The following is an 18004-nucleotide window of genomic DNA, read 5'->3' as shown; positions in this document are numbered from 1 at the left end:
TAATCCCTTTAAATCACTGAAATACGAAAAAGCCCGCTAATCTCTTAACGGGCTTTTTACCGGAATGTGGCGGAGAGATAGGGATTTGAACCCAACGGTCTAAGTAAAAATACGCTTATTTTACAATGGTTTATATAGCTTTCAAACAAATCAATTTAGTCATCTGTCTGGTACAGATTAAAGCCACTTCATAGCTTAGCGTCAAGACAAATCCGATGATTTACCTCATAGCGTTAGGTTAGTAAGTTAGTTACTGAACTTATTAACTTACTAACCTTCCAAGCCCAACTGAACTCCTAGCACACTTTTGGACAAAACCTTCTTAGAGTCATAACTTAAAGGATAACTTTTGGTATGGGAAAGTCTGGTGAAGATCATGACATCTTAGAGCAACGTAAGCTTGTTTATCGTAAAGCTCAAGTAACAAACCCAGAACGTTGGAGCGGGCAAACAAGAGATTGGAGCTCTATTGACGAGATGTTCTTAAATCCAGAGACAAAGCAGCCTAAAGTGTTGTGAATATGTAAAAACGGCGACAACTTACTTGAAAGACATCGGAAATGGGTGATCGGATAATTCCGAAATGACTGGTCGGAATGCTCTGAAATATGCAATAAGGCATTCGTACAACAAAAACTATGTCGACAATCTGTGATGTTGCTTCCACTCTAAGAAATATTTAACTAGTTGCACTATCGTTTTACCAACCCTTTGTCTATCCATTCACATGGAGGCTTTTTTATGTTCGCTAGAGAAAATGGGCACTGGTTACACAAATAGCTACATGGCACGAATTACTACAGTGTAGAACATAAATAATAGGGATCACAATAATGGCTTATAGACTCACATTCATATTATTCATCAGTTTGGCACTCAATGGTTGTTGGTTCGGGTGGTGGGAAGTTAAACTCCCTGCCCCTGAATCGTTTGTAATCGAAAATACTGCCACCAATGTAATGTTGGCCGAAGTGGACCAATGGACGCTGAAAGGAAAAGGGACATTGGATTCAGGAAGCTACTTAATCCCATATGATAACGACAATATCACTATAAAAATAGAAAATAATACCGAACTTAGTATAGACCTAATGGCCAACATGGCTCCATATAAACAGATCGATAAAGGGATAGAAATTGCTCCGGCCTTCGATACTTTTTTTATCAAAGCATCCAAGCCAATAAAAGTTGGACTAGGCAATAATGAAATGATCTCAGTCCAAACACTTAGTCATAAAAATGGCAACATTAATTTAGAAGCTAGGTTACACATAGCTAATGCGCTTGGATATGTTTTAAGTAAATACATTCTGAAAGAAGAAATCGTCTCAGAAGGACTCAGTTTGTTATCTTTCAAGCTTGATTCATTCACTGTCTCTGAAGCTGCAGGGATATTTCTACCAGATTCCCAAATTACCATTGATGGTCACCAAATTACTATGGCCGGGGGTGGTACTGTTGCTCTTTCAAGCTTTACCCAAAGCTCTAAAGGTGATTTATTCTCAGACATTTCCATCTCAGCTGGCAATGTTTATATCAACTCTCAATCTGAATCATCACAATATCAAATACAGCAGGCTGGCTTCCGAATTGATGGTCAAGCGCATTACCACGAAGACCATTTCACCATTACTAGTCAACCCAATAATATCGGTGTGAATATAGGCAAAGTTCAGTTTATTAGTGAAAATGATACGAATTTCTCATTAAACGGACTATCTCTGAACGCTCAGAGCGGGTCCTTTAGCTTCAATCGTCGCTCTGAGTCTTCAAAGCTAAACTTTGATGCGTTGCTTTTTGTCGATTTCATAGAACAATCTGGAGAGATTCAGTACACGATCACAGGTATCAGCCCATTAAAACTATCCATTGATCATGAAACTGGAGTTCACGGGATAGTTCTATCTAGTGAATTCCCACTACAAGTGCAAGCTAAAGACATACTTTTTTCGTCTGGGAAATCCTTAAAAATTAATTCAGCCACACTAAAAATAGACCCTTTCGAGATAAGTAGGCCAGAAGAACTTAAATTAACTATGAATGCTCTGGTTATAGATGCCGACACTATCGAGTATGGATTAAACAGTGATAATGAGCACCTAATAGTCCATTTAAAAGAGCCATTAGAACTAACTTTAAATCAACCGCTAGTTATTGGTTATGGTGAGAACAACCAGGGTTTCATTTTCAGCACACAAACAAGTATTTCTAGCTTCACGTTAATAGCTCCTGATTTACCAAAGCTGGATTTTAACAACACTTTGCTATCACTTGACGGTACAGTAGATGGTTTTGAAGGTTCACTAGGGTTTGAGTCTGGGGTCAGTACGATCAACAATGTTGCTATTACGACTTTAGCAAAAGATGCATACCTAAAAGTACCAGAGATTGGCTTTGAATATGGAAAACAAACAGGGTTGCTCCTGACTGGAGTAAAAATGGAGTTGAGCCTACCACAGTCCAATCTAGAAACGGCGGTTAGACAAGTACTTGCTGAACCTACGGAACCAAAATATGGAGGTGTTCCTGGTAGAGACGCTACTCGCTTACTTAGTGCATTTACCGTGAAAGATACTCGGACCCGAAGCAACATATACGGCGTACATTTAGGCACATTATCATTAGAAGGCAACCACGCTAATGTTACAGTCGGTGGTGCCATTAGAACGGAACTACATGCTGACGTCCTAACAACCCGTATGGAAAACAAAGTAATTTCCAAGAAACGACCATGTATTAGAAAAAATCGATGGGGTATACACGTTCCAACAACATGCAATGACCCTATCAAAACGAAAGTTCCTGTTACGTCACACGAATGGAAACAAGTCGCTGCAGCAACAGTCAAAGCCGGTGTCGGTGGAAGGGTAAGATTTAATCCTTCTATTAACAGTTCTTTAGATAAATTGTCCTTTAACCCAACTTTAAAGATTACAAACGTTGATATCAAACACATCCCAGGCTTTGTGGATAAAGAGTTTCTTACACCATTAGTGTACTTATTTGTCTCCAAACAAGAACTCGACCCTGTGTATGTTTTCGAAGATATCGATCCTAATATTAAAGCTATTTTAGAACGATTGAACTTAGACCGGTTTACGGTCAACAGTGAGAATGGCAACATTGTATTAAGAGTAAATGCGTCATTGAGCAAGACATAAAAGAAGCATTTCAATTTCAAATTCAGTCACACATTAACAAAATGAGTAAATGTTAAAGGGCGGATCATAGGATGGGATAAAGTAAGTCAAAAATTCGACTTTAGTTTGACAACTCAGGAAGAGTGAAACACGAAAAGGGGCACTTTCGAGTCAGAAAGTACCAAGAGTAAAGCACCAAGAGTAAAAACTCAGGTCTATGAAGACTCTGGGCAAAAACGCGTTAGATATATCGCCCTAACGCGCCTTACTCCGATAAGAAAAAGTAACTTAAAATCTCAAATATTTGTTAAAATCGACTCACCTAGCATCCCATTTTCTTTTGAGTTCGATAAAGCGTTCATCATCACCTAACTCGGTACTAGCTTCTATCATTTGATCTAAATACTCCCCAATGTTGTAAGGCCATTTGTTAACATCATCAGGTAATACGATGTTCAGAAGTAACAAAAGATCATTAGGATATTTTTTAAGTACGTTATCGTCATTTAGGTAGATGTGGTTAGCGCGTTCTAATTTCGTTAAGAACGGAGTGATTAGGTTTACAATTTCAGGAAAGTGATCTTCTGACCAAAATGCGATATCACAAAGGCGCTCAGATACAGCGGGTGATTTAGCAGCAAGCTGTTTAGGCCAAACTTTTGAGATAAGTTCTCTGAATGGTTGTAACCAATGCTCTTTGTCTTCACTACCTCCATGCCTGGCTTGCCATAATATTCCACACCTAAAGTCATCACTTGCTTTAATTAATACTTCTTTTAATTCAAGATCAGATACCCACCTTTCATCCTCATCTTTAATTTTCCAAGCTGAGAAAATCAATCGCACAATAGCATCCTGATGACCTCTGCTCTCAACTTCTCCCGAGTATGCCAGTTCCAGAATACTTGGCTTCAAAATGGTGAATAGTTCTTTCCCGGAAACTCCTCCCCATAAAACACCAGCCCAAAATGCCTGACGGTCTTCTCCGGAAGAAGAGTTTAAGGCAGAAAGTAAGTTCCGTTGAGTCCAGTCAGGATCAACCCAAAAGCACCAACTTAAACTGCGGCTAAGTATAACCATTGCGTAACGATGTAAATCATTAGGTAAAGCTAATAATTGGTTGAGCATTAACAATAAATTTCCAGTGAAGCACTCTCCAGATTCAAAAGTACGGCTATGCTGTGATTGCAGTATTGCACTAGTTAAGTTTCCAGTTGGCGAGTTTATTGACTCCATGGACCAATCAGGAGCTTTACTACCTCGAATTATTGAAGATTCACCCTTAGCAGGTTGTATCGACATTGCATCAACTAATTTAAACGCTAATTTATAGTATGTAGCATAATAGTTATCAGCAAGTACGCTAGTAGATTTCTCAAACCAGCTTGATACTGAACGAAGTATTTTTGCCAAGTCGTCACTGGTAAAACCAGACAAACGCTCTGCAATTAATGCCATAAATTGGGGTTTATCATTCTTACGAGCTTCCGAATAAAGGAAAGTATCCCAAGCCCAGTCAACAATATTTCCCTTTTTTGCCGAACAAGTTAACGCTCTGAAAGCTCGAATCGGTTTTTCTTGTGATAAACCAAGAAATGGGTCTTCATCAATCAAAAAATCAGCTTGCCTACCAGATAATTCACTTGCTCTTTCAAGGATTGAGGCGATTGGCTCATCTGCTAACAAAGAATAGTCTGTATTTTTCGTAACAATACCACTGCGAACTTCAAAGGAACGCGCTGCACCTTTTGCATGCTCAGGCTTCCATTCCGGCGTATCATCTCTTAGCCTATCAACTAACTTATCCGTCGCTATTGTTAACTCACAACCATTTTGTTTAAGCCAAGTTACTCTATCCAGAATATTTCTCGCTTTCCGTTCCTTAAATCTACTTTCATCTTCGGTTTTCCAAAGTTTAGGTCCTTGCAATATTCTATTTTCTATTGTGGAACGGCTACATTGGTCGAGTTCTTTCCATCTAGCTACGAAAGCAAGAAGCAAGTCTCTAGCATGATAACTATCCCAAAATGCTTCGTCTGAAAGTTGATTTAAAGTAGTAATAATACTTTCATTAGGCACAAGATTGGTTTTCCCTAACGCCCAAATCTTTAACCTTGCAAAGATAGTACTGTCATCGCATGGCCACCTTGAAAGCTCCTTCCGAGCAGCATCAAGGTCAATCAAAACTAATTTCTCTAAGTAAGAAACAAACAGCAATACCCATGCAGATAGACCGTAAGTTCGACTATACGCATCCTCTGTATTCTTCTCGGATGTTAACGAACAACTCAGGCTCAGGCCATATCCTCCTATTTCTTTTTCTAGTTCAACAGCAAGCTCTAGGTTACGTCTCAGGACTTCAACGGTACGAATTATCCACTCATCAGAAATTTCAAGCCTTCTTGGTAGTTCTGAGTAATGGACATCTAAATGAATTAAGTCTTTTAAACTAATCTGCTCCCAGTTGATCTCATTCGGGGTGCGGAAAGGCGGCGTGATCTTGATGAATGGTTTCGTTACCTTTTCAAATTGCCGTAATTTTCTGGGACACCAACCATTATTCTTAATTGCTCTTTCCAGAGTAAACCAATCGCGGTGTCCTCCTTTATCAGTTTGTTCAAAGCCATCCAAAACATAGCTCCATGCCTGATTGAGTGTACTATCCATATCTTTAGAACGACGCTCACATTCTGACTTAAGTACAAACTGAACCCAAGGATGAAGGCATTGCTGCTTCGTAACCCACCAGATTACTTCTGGCTGTTCCGCCACTCTACTCAACCAATATGTTAATGCGTTGAGCCTTTGAGGCAGGGTTGAAAACTGAGGGTAACTGGAATCATCCCGTCTAAATCTTATAGAACGTTGGTCTTGTGTTCCTTTAATGTCTTGTGAGTTAAACTCAAAAGCATCCCATGCTCCTGTGGGAACTTCACGTTTGTTATAAAAGTCATTAGGGTCAACATGCTGTGGTGTATGATCCGAATCCAAAGAGTAAAGGTGAAATGGGTCTACCATCTCAGTTAGGTTTTCTGAACCGGATAAATTTTTACGAGGAGCTTCATATCTCAATTCAGGATCAAACACATGAAGCCAAGTGGCAGGAGCTAGTATTTCACTATTAGCAAACTTTTTGGCTCCTTCGGTTGTTGAAACAATATGTGCAATCTGACCGCGTTCAAAGGGCAGTAAGAGGTGAGGCCCCATTCCAGCCTTTGTGATTATTCCTTGATACCATGCATCCGGGTCAGAAGCACGCTCGGCCCAAGATTCCAAAGTGTTCCAAAGCGCGATATGTCCATTTGTTTCGTCATACGCAATCGCTTTTACCCCTTTATGGTGCCATTTTGAGCTAGCGTAACTTTCATCACCAGATTGAAATGCGTATATATCGTTGAGATGACTTGAGCTTTTATTGAGTGCTTCTAACAAATACTGAATTGGCGGATCGTCCGCAGAATAACCGACAAAAACTACGACATATTTTTCCAATATCCCTTTGACAAATGAAGTAGCCCAGCCATTAGCCAAGTAAGCATCTCCAAATTCAGAACTTGAGAGGACGAAGCCGTTGCTTGCAGCACCTGTACCATCCTCGTTTACTTTGCCATGAAGATATACAGTGCCATTAAATTCAACGGAATGATTAAGATCAGGTAGTCTTGGGGGGATAAAGGTATGTATATCTGGTTTGCAAAGATCAAATAAGCGATCAAAGTTAGTTGTTACCAAACGTACTATGCCATCATTCGTTGTAGCTAGTTTAAGCATCGTTTGGTGCGCACTAAGGTCAACTTCTCCCTCAGGTGTGAGAGCCTTAGCTACTGATTTATATATATCGCTCGTTAAGAACTCTCGCTCTAGCAAACCAAATATCCTGTCAGCCGAAACTACTCCTTCCACGCCAGTACTAGCGGTTATTTCTTTAGCAGCATCTATAAGCTTCAAGGCAGGGCTGTTGGTTTCTACACCAAGCTCAGATGTTACTGATGAAGCTAGCCCAAAAAAATCGGCAAAACCCGCTTTTGCTCTTGAAACACCTGCGCCACAAAAAAACACCACTCGACCTTGGTCTCTGGCTAATAAGAGTTCATCAGGTATTGAAGGTCCATTTTCGAGGAATCGCATCATGTTTCCTTTTGTGTTTAAAGTTCTAACTTTTAGGTGTTGTGACTTAAGCGATGATTAATCGCATCAATAAAGGTGATAGCGCTCCTATTGGTAATAGCTGCACTAAGAATAGCAATACGATTACAATATCATATTTAACTTAGAAAGCTCTGACGAAATGTCCTTTGTTCGGATAAGAAAAATTAAGTCAAATGGCTTTTCTTAAATTAGAGGGGCAGAGGTAAGGCTGCGCATTTTGGGGCACTTCAGAGTTACGAAGTGCCAACAGTGAAGGTTCTGGACAAAAGCTTCTTAAGGTGATCACTTAAATTAAGAAAATACGGATAACTTTTAGTATCCCCAACCCCAAGCAGCCACCTTTTATCAAGGTGGCTGATTTACACGTAACGGAACCAAACATTAAAGTATTACTTTTACTAAATTGCGCTGATAGCAGTAGTGAAGTTGGTTTAATTCGGTATCTTTAACTGGCTCAAAATGTATGTCCATATTATTAATTTTAAGTAATTCGCGAGCTCGGCCCATACCAATCCCTTGTCCTGCTTTTCCACAGCGAGTCGCATGATGACCTGAAACCCCTTCTTCAAATATTTTTTCCAACTCCGATTCATCCACTTTAATACTGAGCATATCAAAGGTTATCGTTATTTTTGATGAAAACTGTTCTTTATCTATTGAGACCGTAAGTTCTGAATTGGGTTTTATATACTTCACAATATTATCAAGTATATAGTACAAGGCAACGGTTACTGTTTCGTAATCAAAAACAGATTGCAAAGTTGTTCTTTCAACGTTTACTAATACATCTTTATCAGTAAAGTCGGGAAAAAAAACATAAAATAAATTCATCAAAACCCTATGAATATGATGATTCTTTTGTTCTAAGCTCACTCTACCGTTTCTTAGAGAATCATAAACAGAGATCTCAGTTTTCATTTTAAGGCTATTCTTTGCTATTCTAACTAAAGATAATGCAGCTTCAGATAAGTCTTCTTGAACGTGCTCGGTGATAACTTTTTTCCATTGTTTATTTCTTTTATCAGCTAGAACTTCTTGTGGTATTATCGAATAAACCTCTTGCATATTATGTGCATTTAACGTAACAAGGTTGTGAATTAATCGATTAGTATGTTCATGGGTATTTTTTATAAAGTCCGACCTGAATTTAATTGCATCATCCATACAATCCAAAATTAGTTGTACTTCAGTGTTAAACTTTCTACTGCTTTTTATATATTGAGTTTTAGTAGTTAACGCAAAAATGGTATATTTACCATTACTTATTTTTACATACCTTATATTTGAACCGAATAAATTCTCTTTCTTACTAATTCTTGAATCAACCGTTAACTCTATTAAATAATGATATTTTTCAGGCAACTTATTAATAATAGTCTTGCCTTGCTTATCAAGAATTTTGTATTGAAAACTCATATTACACTCCCGCAAACTTCTCAACTAAAGAGGTAAACTGATAAGGATCTACATCTTTAGCTAAAAAGTCGTCAACCTTTCGCAAGGCCTCATGGAACCTATCCCCTTTCTGCTCCGCAGAGTAAATTATTATTTTTTTTTGCGGGTATTTGTCTTTTAATGCAGATGCTAATCCAAGTCCTTCTTCTTTGAAGTTCAACTCAACGCCAACACCTTGTACATCGACAAAAATTATATCTGATTCAAGCACATCGTGGCAATCAAGGCTATCTATATCCTTGACTAACTTAGAGTTAACCCACCCAGACTTGTTTAATATTTTAACCACTTTAAATCGAGTGTCATCATCAATAAAAAGAATTTTAGTGTTATTCTTTATTTCTCTAACTCTACTATCTGACAAGGGCGTTGAAAGAGATTCCTTTTCCTCTCTATCTTCTTTATCTTCTTTATCTTGAGAGGTTAGACCAATATTTATATTATTTGTTATCGAGTTCTCATTATTATTATCGCTATTCGGGTTGTTTTTTTTACCTCGAGATATTGTATAAATACCACCTAATGCAGCAACACCGATTCCGCTAAATATCACATCTGCATGTTCGACAACAAATTCAAAGGAGTTATAAAATAAATTGCTTTCTTCAATTGCCATTTCTGTATCTCATTAGATTCATATCAACCTGTTTAATATCTCAAATTTTTGTAAACTAATCAATCAGTTGTTTTTTCGAGTGCTATGAGTTTAATTCCCCCACAGTGATTAGACCAATCAGTACAGGGAATCGTTATGAAAATAATAACCAGATTTGATATGGTGCACACAGAAAGAAATAGGGAGAGCTAAGCCCCGTTTCTTCACAGCCTGCTATAAGGAAAAGTACCGTGACTCCAGCGACACAATCTACCGCTGAGTAATTGCGTTAAATTGCTTTGGGGCAAAATCGTGTTTACAAGTGTTCTATTCATGCCAACCGAGGTTCGCATGGCAGAGAGTCAAGAGATACCTCTCTTGCCCGCAGGTAGTGTTCATCTTTTACGAAGTAAAAGTGTGACACTACCGCAGCGGGTTGCTATTGCGTCACACTTTTTAGTGTGACGGTTTTTTTGTGTTTCGATTAGTTAAGATTGATGTCAAAGCTGTTCACAGCATCAATCAGCTCCTTCAAATAACGCCATAAGCAATTGAACTTGCTCTATGTTTCTTAAGTAAGCAACTTTTCTCTCACGAGTCAGTAGGGAGAATTTAAACTCTTTAGGATAACCACTGCTGCGCAGTGAAAGTGGGGTGGCGATGCGTGTGTAGTACACGCTGTTTGGAAGTCTCATTAAGTACATCTGTGCTACCTTTCTGTGCAAGATGATTTTCGAGGTTCTAGATGTGAAAAAACCGCTGTAAAAACAGCGGTTTAATCTTTAAAAGTGGCGGAGAGATAGGGATTTGAACCCTAGATACGCTATTAACGTATGCCGGTTTTCAAGACCGGTGCTTTCAACCACTCAGCCATCTCTCCGTTGCGGGACGTATAATAGGGGGAGGCATAAACGTTGTAAAGCATTGTTTTAATGAAAAAGAACTGTTTGCTTGTTTTGTGGTCACACCTATAGACGGATGAAGTCTGATGGAATGCTCAAAAGGGCGCTTGTTACAGTATTTTGTAGAGTATTTACTTTATGTTGTGGTTACTTAATAAAATAGTGTTTTATTGATATCTTAATGAAAAGTAAGAATAAAATGACTTTGAGTAAACATGTGTTCGCCCGAAAGTGTTTGCAACATATTGTGAACTAATTCAAAATTAACTGGTATAGCCAGTTGTGCTGAATTTATCTAAGGGTTTTTATGAAAGTCACGAATCTATTTAAAGACAAAGTTGGTGCGATTTCTGCTCACCAATCAGAGTTTATGAATTGGATGTCTCCAACGCTACGCGATTACTGGAGTGACTTCTTAGGTCGAGCACAAAGCAGCTTCCTATTTTCTAAAGTTCGCGATCACCAGCAACCAGCGGTGAACGAAGAGGTGATCCCTCAACCTGAGCCAATCGTGCTAAAGCCTGAAGCGCAAGTTCTATTTAATGAGCTAAGCGAGAAGGTGGGTGAAGTGATCCATGTAGGTGATTGGGTTCACGTATCTCAAGAGCGCATTAATCAATTTGGTTCTGTAACCGAAGATATGCAATGGATTCATACAGATCCAGAGCGTGCGGCTTCTGAATCTCCATTCAAAACAACGATTGCACATGGCTTCCTGACGCTAGCGCTGTTGCCTAAGTTGACAGATTCTGTGGATCCAGAAAAACCAATGTTCCCAACAGCAAAACTAGTGGTGAACCTAGGTTTGAACCAAGTACGTTTCCCTTACCCAGTAAAAGCGGGCAACAACGTACGTGCATCAAGTACGCTAACTAAAATTACGCCAATTAAGAAAGGTCTTGAGATTGAGCGTGAAATCAAAGTAGAAATTGAAGGCGTACGTCGACCTGGTGCTGTAGTTGTTTCAGTGATTCAATTGCACTTCTAATCGAATTCAAAGATTCAAACGAAAAAGAGAGCCGAAATTGGCTCTCTTTTTTTGTGTCTGCGTTTTATTGATTAAAGCTTTTTACTGGGGTGTAGCCGTAATCTGCAATCGCTTTTTGACCTTGCTCCGATTTCAGGAACTTCACGAAGTCTTTACCTGCTTTATCTAAACCATCCACTTTGTACAAAACTAAGAATGGACGAGCGAGTTTGTAGCTGTGGTTAGCGATGTTAGTTGCGGTTGGGTCTGTACCTTCAAACTGAATGGCTTTTACAGAGCGATCAACCGAGCCTACCGAGATAAAACCAATAGCGTGTGGGTTATGGTTCACAATGGTTTTTACCATACTGTTGCTGTTTACCACCAAGTTGTTCGGATTGATGTCTGATACCAAACGGTCGTTGATGATCTTAGTGAGACCTAGCAAGCTTTCAAAGCTGTAACGAGAGCCAGAAGAGGCTTCACGCGTTACAACGGCGATAGGTTGGTCTGATCCACCCACCTGTTTCCAGTTGTCGATTTTACCTTTGTAGATATTAAACAGTTGTTGTTCCGAAAGGTTAGTTACAGAGTTAGTGCGGTTAACGACAACAGCAAGACCATCATAAGCGATAGGGAATACGTTGAGATCTTCGCCTTTCTCGCTTTCTGTTAGATAACGTGAGCTCATTCCAATTTCAACTACGCCCTTGTTCACCATAGTGATACCAGCGCTTGATCCAATGCCCTGTACTGCAATGTAATCGTCAGGGTGCGTTTTATTATATTCTTCAGCCAGTACATCCATTACGCGTGCCACAGAGGTAGAACCTGAAATGTTGACTTCTTTTGCCATAGCAGAAGGAAGAGACAAAGCCATGGCTAGTAAGGTCGCCACAGAAAGACGTAACATATTTAACTCCAAATACGGTATAAAGCAGCGCTCATCATATTTCGTTCAGGTTACACTTTTGTGAATGGTCGTTGATATCCATAGCAAAAGATCGATTGCATTCACTTTAAGTTGATAACTATCAGTAATGTAGGATGAGTGGATTTTACTGATTTGAAACGAAAGAGGTGACACAGTTAGCTTTTCGGCATCAGATGGGGTGTTATTCTAGGTTTGAGCGGGCGCATGCCCCGATGGTGATTTCTGCCTCTCTCAGGCACTTGGGTATATACTAAGAACAACATATCAGGAGTACGCTCATGTCCGTGTCTCAAATGGCGACCAGTCGCTTGCACAAGTTGGTTCAAACGCTCTGCGCTAGGCGTAATGTCAATTTGCCAGTAGAAGCGATAGGGAAGTGTTTATACGAGCCCATAGAGAACGGTGTAGAGCTTTATCACGCACACTTCTTACTTGATTCACAACACAGTGAATACACGTCTCCCATCGCTAAAATTCTATTTGATGCCAACACTCAACTTTGGTGTTTCTATGTGCCTACATATCGTGGAGAGGAGTTGATGTGGGTGCCTTATGAAAAGCTACCAAGTAGTGAGACGCTTGAGGTGCTTCTCGCCGAATTAGAAAGCGATCCTCAAGCGTGTTTCTGGGATTAACAGGTTTCTCTATCTGCTAATGCGTAACGTATCAAGCGTTACTTTGCGATTTGGCTACGAAATTCTTTTGGTGTAATGCTATAAATCGATTTAAACGCAGTACTAAAGTGTGCGGCGCTCTTAAAGCCGGATTCAAATGCAATTTGAGTAATCGACTTTTGTGACACTCGCAGTTGTGTTGCTGCGTGGTTGATGCGTTTCACCTTCAAAATGTGCGAGAACGAAAGGTTTTCTGCTGCTAGTCTGCGTTTCAATGTCGCGATAGACATGCTCATGTGTGTTGCTAGCGCTTCCAACGTGATGTCTTTCTCGATGTTCTTTTCAATGTACTTAATTGCCTTCTGAGAGGCAGTGAGACTGCTTGCGTCATCAATGATCGATAAGATGTCCGGCTGTACTTCAACCATCAGTGATAACAAGGAAAGCGCAATATGACCTTGGGCGTATTGTGGCGCTTTATTGTCTGCTAACTGAATTAACGTGTCTTTAAGTTTTACAATTGATGATTGGCTTTCTGAAGAGAAAGGGTAGAAGCGACGCTCTTCTGTCTCTGACTGTACGCCTGGATGCGTAGATTTAAACTCGCTAAACAAGCCAATATCAAACACAAGCGCGAGTGCTTTAAACACTCCGGGCTTAGCTTCAGCGCTGCGTAGGTCTGCAGAATTATATAGAGTGAAGTCTCCTGCATTTAATTCAATTTGCTCACCACTTGGTTGGTTAATGATGAGTGAGCCTTCTTCAACAACATATAAGCCATTGTGAGTGGCGGTGTAGCGTTCACTTTTGCGGGCAGTGAAGTGATTAAAGCGAATGATCTCAATGTTCGGCATATTCGTTCTTATCTTTTTGCATGACATATAAAAAAGGCGCTCCATTGAGCGCCTTTAAACTTCAATCGGTATTATTCACTCACAGTTTCTTCTGTTTGTGGCGCTGGTTTATCAGCGAATACCTGGGTCGGCTTTGCAACGATGCTGCGGTTCTCTTGGTTCACGTCTGCTAGAACGATTTCCAATGTATCACCTAACTTGTATACCACTTCTTTATCGATAGAAATGGTACCGTTGTCGCCGTTACACTCAATTCTTTCTTTATTATCAAGAATCAAGCTACCAGGAATAAAGGCTGCTGCGCCATTTTCGAGAAGTCGAACACGTGCTCCGGCACGATTAATATCGAAAATCTCACCTGTGAAACACGTTTGCTTGTTCGGCTCGTCTGCAAGAGTGCGTGCGTATAGCCAATCAGACACGTTTCGCTCGGCAATTTTGTGGTGTTTACGGTGTAGAGCTAGCTCTTCGCCCACTTCATCGTCTGGCTTTTGAACCGGTTCTTTATTCAAAATCACGGCTTTCAGCATGCGGTGGTTGATCATGTCACCGTATTTACGAATTGGTGAAGTCCAAGTTGCGTAGATATCAAGACCCATTGCATAGTGAGGAAGAGGTTGATTGCCCACTTCGCTGTACGTTTGGAACTTACGGATACGGTTATCTAGGTAAGAAGTCTCTTGCTCACCCAACCAACGGCGAAGCGCTGCGAAGCCTTCTAGTGTCGCGATAGATTCAGCAGTGAACTCTAGTGCGCCTTCTGGGTTTACCAGTTCAACTACTTCTTCAATCTTCTCAGCTTTGAAGCCAGCATGCGTATTGAATACACCCGTTTCGAACTTTTCACGTAGCGTACGACCCGCACAGATGTTTGCCGTGATCATAGATTCTTCAACTAGGCGGTTTGCGCTGCGACGCATGTCAGCATGGATTGCAACAACGTCGTTGTCTTCGCTTAGCTCGAAGCGGTAGTCAGGGCGATCTGGGAATACCACGGCATTCTTTTCACGCCATTCAGCACGAGCGCGAGAGAAGTCGAATAGGTCGCGTACAATCGTCGCGATCTCTTCCGACGGTTGCCATACGTCTGAACTGCCGTTTTCTAGCCAGTCTGATACGTGATCGTAAGCTAGACGAGCGTGTGATTTAATGTTCGCTGCAAAGAAGTTGATGTCATCACCAATCACGCCTTCTTTATTTACTGTCACTGTGCAGCAGATAGCAGGGCGGATTTCCCCTTCAATTAGAGAACATAGGTTGTCCGCTAGATCACGAGGTAGCATTGGGATGTTACGACCTGGTAAGTAGATAGTGTAGCCACGTTCACGCGCCACTTTATCCATATCATCTTCAGGTGTGATGTACGCTGTTGGGTCTGCGATTGCGATAGTCAGTTCGAAATCACCAGATTCTGTTTTCTTCGCGTAAAGTGCATCGTCCATATCTTTGGTTGATTCACCATCGATAGTTACAAAAGGAACATGTGTCATGTCTACGCGTTCTAGATCGGCGTCGTCTTTCAGTTCCCAGTTCTCGATGCCTGCTGGCTCAGAGTTTGGTAGATCATTCTGAGCAAGCGTTACCCACCAAGGCGCGATCTTGTCGTTTGAATCGGTAATCTTCTCCGAAATTTCTACAAAGAAAGCGTTATCACCTTTAAGTGGGTGACGAATAAGATGCGCGACAACCCAGTCACCTTCAGCAAATTCGTCAGGTTTTAGACCTTTCTTTAGTTTTGCTTTAAGAGAAAGCTTTTTAAGCTGTGGGTGATCAGGAGCTACGTTTAGCTTGCCTTTGAACATTTTTACTCGACCAATAAAGCGAGTTACGGCTTGTTCTAGCAGTTCTTGTGGTTCTGCGACTTCACGTTCGTTTTCAGTGCGGATGATGGCAACGACTTTGTCGCCGTGCATGCACTTTTTCATGTACGCAGGTGGGATGAAGAAGCTGGTTTTGCTGTCCACTTCCAGGAAGCCAAAGCCTTTATCGGTTGCTTTGATTGAGCCTTCTTTTTTAGGCAGGTTTTCTTGGATTTGCTGCTTAAGCTGAGCTAATAGCGGGTTATCTTGAAACATCTTTTCTTAACTTACCGTTGGAATTGGGCACACTATAATCATTGCGCACTATTATTACTACCTAAAGCACAGAAATTCGCTGTGAATTATTGATGAATTGAACAGCTTGTTGGTGCTTTTCTCTCCGGAGAATGGGGGGAGAGGTGGAAATTTATGCGAATAATACCATTAGTGAGAATAAATTGTGATGTAATTCAATTTTTTCTAGCTTTTTTTATGCATTTAAGGAATAATCCGCCTCCCTTAGTCGTCCCTAATGGCTTATCGCGGTTGTGTACTGTACTAGCTCCTGTCTGAACGGATTTAGTAATTGGATGGATCAGTATCGAATTGGAAGAGCATATGGGACTGTTTTTTTGTTTAATTAAGTAGGATCCCAATGCAAGATTCTGTTATTCAATTCAGCGATTTATCTCTGAATGATTCTATCCTTTCTGCTCTAGACGGAATGGGTTTCGTGTCACCAACTCCAATTCAGGCTGCGGCAATCCCACACCTGTTGGAAGGTGCTGACGCGCTGGGTAAAGCACAGACGGGTACAGGTAAAACGGCAGCATTCTCTCTGCCTCTTCTAAACAAGCTTGATCTTGACCAACGTAAACCACAAGCAATCGTACTTGCTCCAACACGTGAGCTAGCGATTCAGGTTGCGGCTGAGATGAAGAACCTTGGTAAAAACATCAAGGGTCTTAAAGTTTTAGAAATCTACGGTGGTGCATCTATCGTAGATCAAATGCGTGCACTTAAAAACGGTGCACACGTAGTAGTTGGTACTCCTGGTCGTGTACAAGACCTTATCAACCGTGAACGTCTGCATCTAGACGAAGTTAGCACTTTCGTACTTGATGAAGCGGACGAAATGCTAAACATGGGTTTCGTGGACGACGTAACTGCAATCATGGAGCACGCTCCAGAATCTGCACAGCGCGTTCTTTTCTCTGCAACTATGCCTCCAATGCTTAAAAACATTGTTGAGCGTTTCCTACGTGATCCTGTAACTATCGACGTTGCTGGTAAAAACCACACTGTAGACAAAGTTCAACAACAGTTCTGGGTAGTGAAGGGTGTAGAGAAAGATGAAGCTATGTCTCGTCTTCTTGAAACTGAAGAAACTGACGCGTCAATCGTATTCGTACGTACTCGTCAAGACACTGAGCGTCTAGCTGATTGGCTATCTGCACGTGGCTTTAAAGCTGCTGCACTACACGGTGACATTCCTCAGTCTCTACGTGAACGTACTGTTGATCACATCAAACAGGGTGTTATCGATATCCTAGTTGCAACTGACGTTGTTGCACGTGGTCTTGATGTTCCACGTATTACTCACGTATTTAACTACGACATCCCATTCGATGTTGAGTCTTACATCCACCGTATCGGTCGTACTGGTCGTGCTGGACGTAAAGGTAAAGCGATCCTTCTAGTTCGCACTAACCAAATCCGTATGCTTCGCACTATCGAGCGCGTAACTAAGTCATCTATGGAAGAAATCCAACTTCCTCTACGTGACCAAGTTGCAGAAGCTCGTCTAAACAAGCTAGCGGCTGAACTGGAAGCAGAGAAAGAGCACAAAGCTCTAGACAAGTTCGCAGAGCTTGTTGAGAAGCTACAAACTTCTCTAGAAATCGACCCAACAATGCTTGCTGCAATGCTTCTTAAGCGTCAGCAAGGTAAACGCCCGCTATTCTACATTGGCGAAGACCCAATGATTGAAGCGATTGAGCGTGACAAGCAACGTCGTAAAGAGCGCCGTGAAGGTGGTCGTGACGGTGGTCGCAACTTCAACAACCAAGACTGGGATACTTACCAGCTTCAAGTTGGTCGCGAGCAAGGCGTTCAAGTTAAAGACATCGTTGGTGCTCTTGCAAACGAACTAGGTCTAGGTAAAGGCTCTATCGGTGCAATCAAGCTAGCACAAGGTCACACATTCGTTCAGCTACCTAAAGCAATGACTTCAGATGCTGCGAACAAGCTAAGCAAGCTACGTATCCGTCAACAAGATGTTGGTGCTGTAGTATGTGACTTCGATGACTTCCGTGAGTCTCGTGGTGGTCGCCGTGACGGTGGTCGTCGCGATGGCGGTCGTCGTGATGGCGGCGGTTACCGTGGCAACCGTGATGGCAACCGCGAAGGTGGTCGTCGTGAAGGCGGTCGTCGCGAAGGTGGCTTCCGTGGTAACCGTGACGGCAACCGAGATGGTAACCGTGAAGGTGGCGAACGTCGTTTCGATCGTAACCGTGGTGGTGACCACCGTGGTGCACACCGTGGTGAACGTGGTCACGGTCGTGGTCGTCGCTCACAAGAAGCATAATACCTGCA

12 protein-coding genes and 1 tRNA gene are annotated in these 18004 nt (G+C 41.3%); 5 read left to right on the top strand and 8 right to left on the bottom strand.

All coding sequences use genetic code 11. The features are described 5' to 3' along the window. Positions 1–354 precede the first annotated feature (354 nt). Together NL647_RS05380 and NL647_RS05375 are read left to right on the top strand one after the other, a co-directional pair. The gene (locus NL647_RS05380) at positions 355–519 is read left to right on the top strand and encodes a hypothetical protein (protein WP_253649783.1); all 165 of its coding nucleotides are present in this window, start codon (positions 355–357) and stop codon (positions 517–519) included. Between the two features lie 314 nt (positions 520–833). After that, positions 834–3161 carry a hypothetical protein gene (locus tag NL647_RS05375; RefSeq protein ID WP_253649782.1) on the top strand — a complete coding sequence of 776 codons (2328 nt, stop codon included), beginning with the start codon at positions 834–836 and terminating at the stop codon, positions 3159–3161. 297 nt (positions 3162–3458) lie between these two features. On the opposite strand, the gene NL647_RS05370 is transcribed toward NL647_RS05375, so the two are convergent. The 5 genes from NL647_RS05370 to NL647_RS05350 all read right to left on the bottom strand — a co-directional run bounded on the left by NL647_RS05370 (position 3459) and on the right by NL647_RS05350 (position 10219). Next, positions 3459–7271: an SIR2 family protein gene (locus tag NL647_RS05370; RefSeq protein WP_253649781.1), complete on the bottom strand. Its 3813-nt coding sequence runs from the start codon at positions 7269–7271 to the stop codon at positions 3459–3461. Between the two features lie 399 nt (positions 7272–7670). Continuing rightward, positions 7671–8705: an ATP-binding protein gene (locus tag NL647_RS05365; RefSeq protein WP_253649780.1), complete on the bottom strand. Its 1035-nt coding sequence runs from the start codon at positions 8703–8705 to the stop codon at positions 7671–7673. Position 8706: 1 nt separating this feature from the next. Continuing rightward, entirely contained in the window at positions 8707–9360 is a 654-nt protein-coding gene (locus NL647_RS05360) for a hypothetical protein (protein ID WP_253649779.1), read from the bottom strand. 497 nt (positions 9361–9857) lie between these two features. After that, positions 9858–10043, bottom strand: a complete 186-nt coding sequence (locus NL647_RS05355) for a DUF6538 domain-containing protein (RefSeq protein ID WP_253649778.1) — start codon at positions 10041–10043, stop codon at positions 9858–9860. An 85-nt stretch (positions 10044–10128) separates the two neighbouring features. Continuing rightward, positions 10129–10219 (bottom strand) — tRNA-Ser (locus NL647_RS05350). Positions 10220–10548: 329 nt separating this feature from the next. Here NL647_RS05350 and NL647_RS05345 point away from each other — a divergent pair. Continuing rightward, positions 10549–11229, top strand: a complete 681-nt coding sequence (locus tag NL647_RS05345; protein ID WP_005452183.1) for a MaoC family dehydratase — start codon at positions 10549–10551, stop codon at positions 11227–11229. 64 nt (positions 11230–11293) lie between these two features. On the opposite strand, the gene NL647_RS05340 is transcribed toward NL647_RS05345, so the two are convergent. Continuing rightward, positions 11294–12121 carry a phosphate ABC transporter substrate-binding protein gene (locus tag NL647_RS05340; protein ID WP_038897478.1) on the bottom strand — a complete coding sequence of 276 codons (828 nt, stop codon included), beginning with the start codon at positions 12119–12121 and terminating at the stop codon, positions 11294–11296. 299 nt (positions 12122–12420) lie between these two features. Between NL647_RS05340 and NL647_RS05335 the strand changes: the two genes are divergently transcribed. After that, positions 12421–12777 (top strand): DUF3024 domain-containing protein, encoded by a 357-nt coding sequence (locus tag NL647_RS05335; RefSeq protein ID WP_005452180.1) that lies wholly within the window; start codon positions 12421–12423, stop codon positions 12775–12777. Between the two features lie 38 nt (positions 12778–12815). Here the strand turns inward: NL647_RS05335 and NL647_RS05330 are convergent, their stop codons facing one another. Together NL647_RS05330 and rnb are read right to left on the bottom strand one after the other, a co-directional pair. Next, positions 12816–13610 carry an AraC family transcriptional regulator gene (locus NL647_RS05330; RefSeq protein ID WP_005452179.1) on the bottom strand — a complete coding sequence of 265 codons (795 nt, stop codon included), beginning with the start codon at positions 13608–13610 and terminating at the stop codon, positions 12816–12818. A gap of 71 nt (positions 13611–13681) precedes the next feature. After that, on the bottom strand, positions 13682–15685 hold the full coding sequence (gene rnb, locus NL647_RS05325) for an exoribonuclease II (protein WP_253649777.1): 2004 nt from the start codon (positions 15683–15685) through the stop codon (positions 13682–13684). A 379-nt stretch (positions 15686–16064) separates the two neighbouring features. Between rnb and NL647_RS05320 the strand changes: the two genes are divergently transcribed. Then, entirely contained in the window at positions 16065–17996 is a 1932-nt protein-coding gene (locus NL647_RS05320; protein WP_009696353.1) for a DEAD/DEAH box helicase, read from the top strand. Positions 17997–18004: the final 8 nt, after the last annotated feature.

The sequence above is a fragment of the Vibrio sp. Y29_XK_CS5 genome, from assembly GCF_024181835.1.
Classification (GTDB): Bacteria; Pseudomonadota; Gammaproteobacteria; order Enterobacterales; family Vibrionaceae; genus Vibrio; species Vibrio harveyi.
The sequence above is the reverse complement of the archived record's forward strand: the minus strand, read 5'-3'. Positions and strand labels throughout refer to the sequence as shown.

Bases quoted from the DNA above. Each gene is read 5' to 3' on its own strand.
- NL647_RS05380 (WP_253649783.1), top strand. From the start codon at position 355: ATGGGAAAGTCTGGTGAAGATCATGACATCTTAGAGCAACGTAAGCTT.
- NL647_RS05375 (WP_253649782.1), top strand. From the start codon at position 834: ATGGCTTATAGACTCACATTCATATTATTCATCAGTTTGGCACTCAAT.
- NL647_RS05370 (WP_253649781.1), bottom strand. From the start codon at position 7,271: ATGATGCGATTCCTCGAAAATGGACCTTCAATACCTGATGAACTCTTA.
- NL647_RS05365 (WP_253649780.1), bottom strand. From the start codon at position 8,705: ATGAGTTTTCAATACAAAATTCTTGATAAGCAAGGCAAGACTATTATT.
- NL647_RS05360 (WP_253649779.1), bottom strand. From the start codon at position 9,360: ATGGCAATTGAAGAAAGCAATTTATTTTATAACTCCTTTGAATTTGTT.
- NL647_RS05355 (WP_253649778.1), bottom strand. From the start codon at position 10,043: ATGTACTTAATGAGACTTCCAAACAGCGTGTACTACACACGCATCGCC.
- NL647_RS05345 (WP_005452183.1), top strand. From the start codon at position 10,549: ATGAAAGTCACGAATCTATTTAAAGACAAAGTTGGTGCGATTTCTGCT.
- NL647_RS05340 (WP_038897478.1), bottom strand. From the start codon at position 12,121: ATGTTACGTCTTTCTGTGGCGACCTTACTAGCCATGGCTTTGTCTCTT.
- NL647_RS05335 (WP_005452180.1), top strand. From the start codon at position 12,421: ATGTCCGTGTCTCAAATGGCGACCAGTCGCTTGCACAAGTTGGTTCAA.
- NL647_RS05330 (WP_005452179.1), bottom strand. From the start codon at position 13,610: ATGCCGAACATTGAGATCATTCGCTTTAATCACTTCACTGCCCGCAAA.
- rnb (WP_253649777.1), bottom strand. From the start codon at position 15,685: ATGTTTCAAGATAACCCGCTATTAGCTCAGCTTAAGCAGCAAATCCAA.
- NL647_RS05320 (WP_009696353.1), top strand. From the start codon at position 16,065: ATGCAAGATTCTGTTATTCAATTCAGCGATTTATCTCTGAATGATTCT.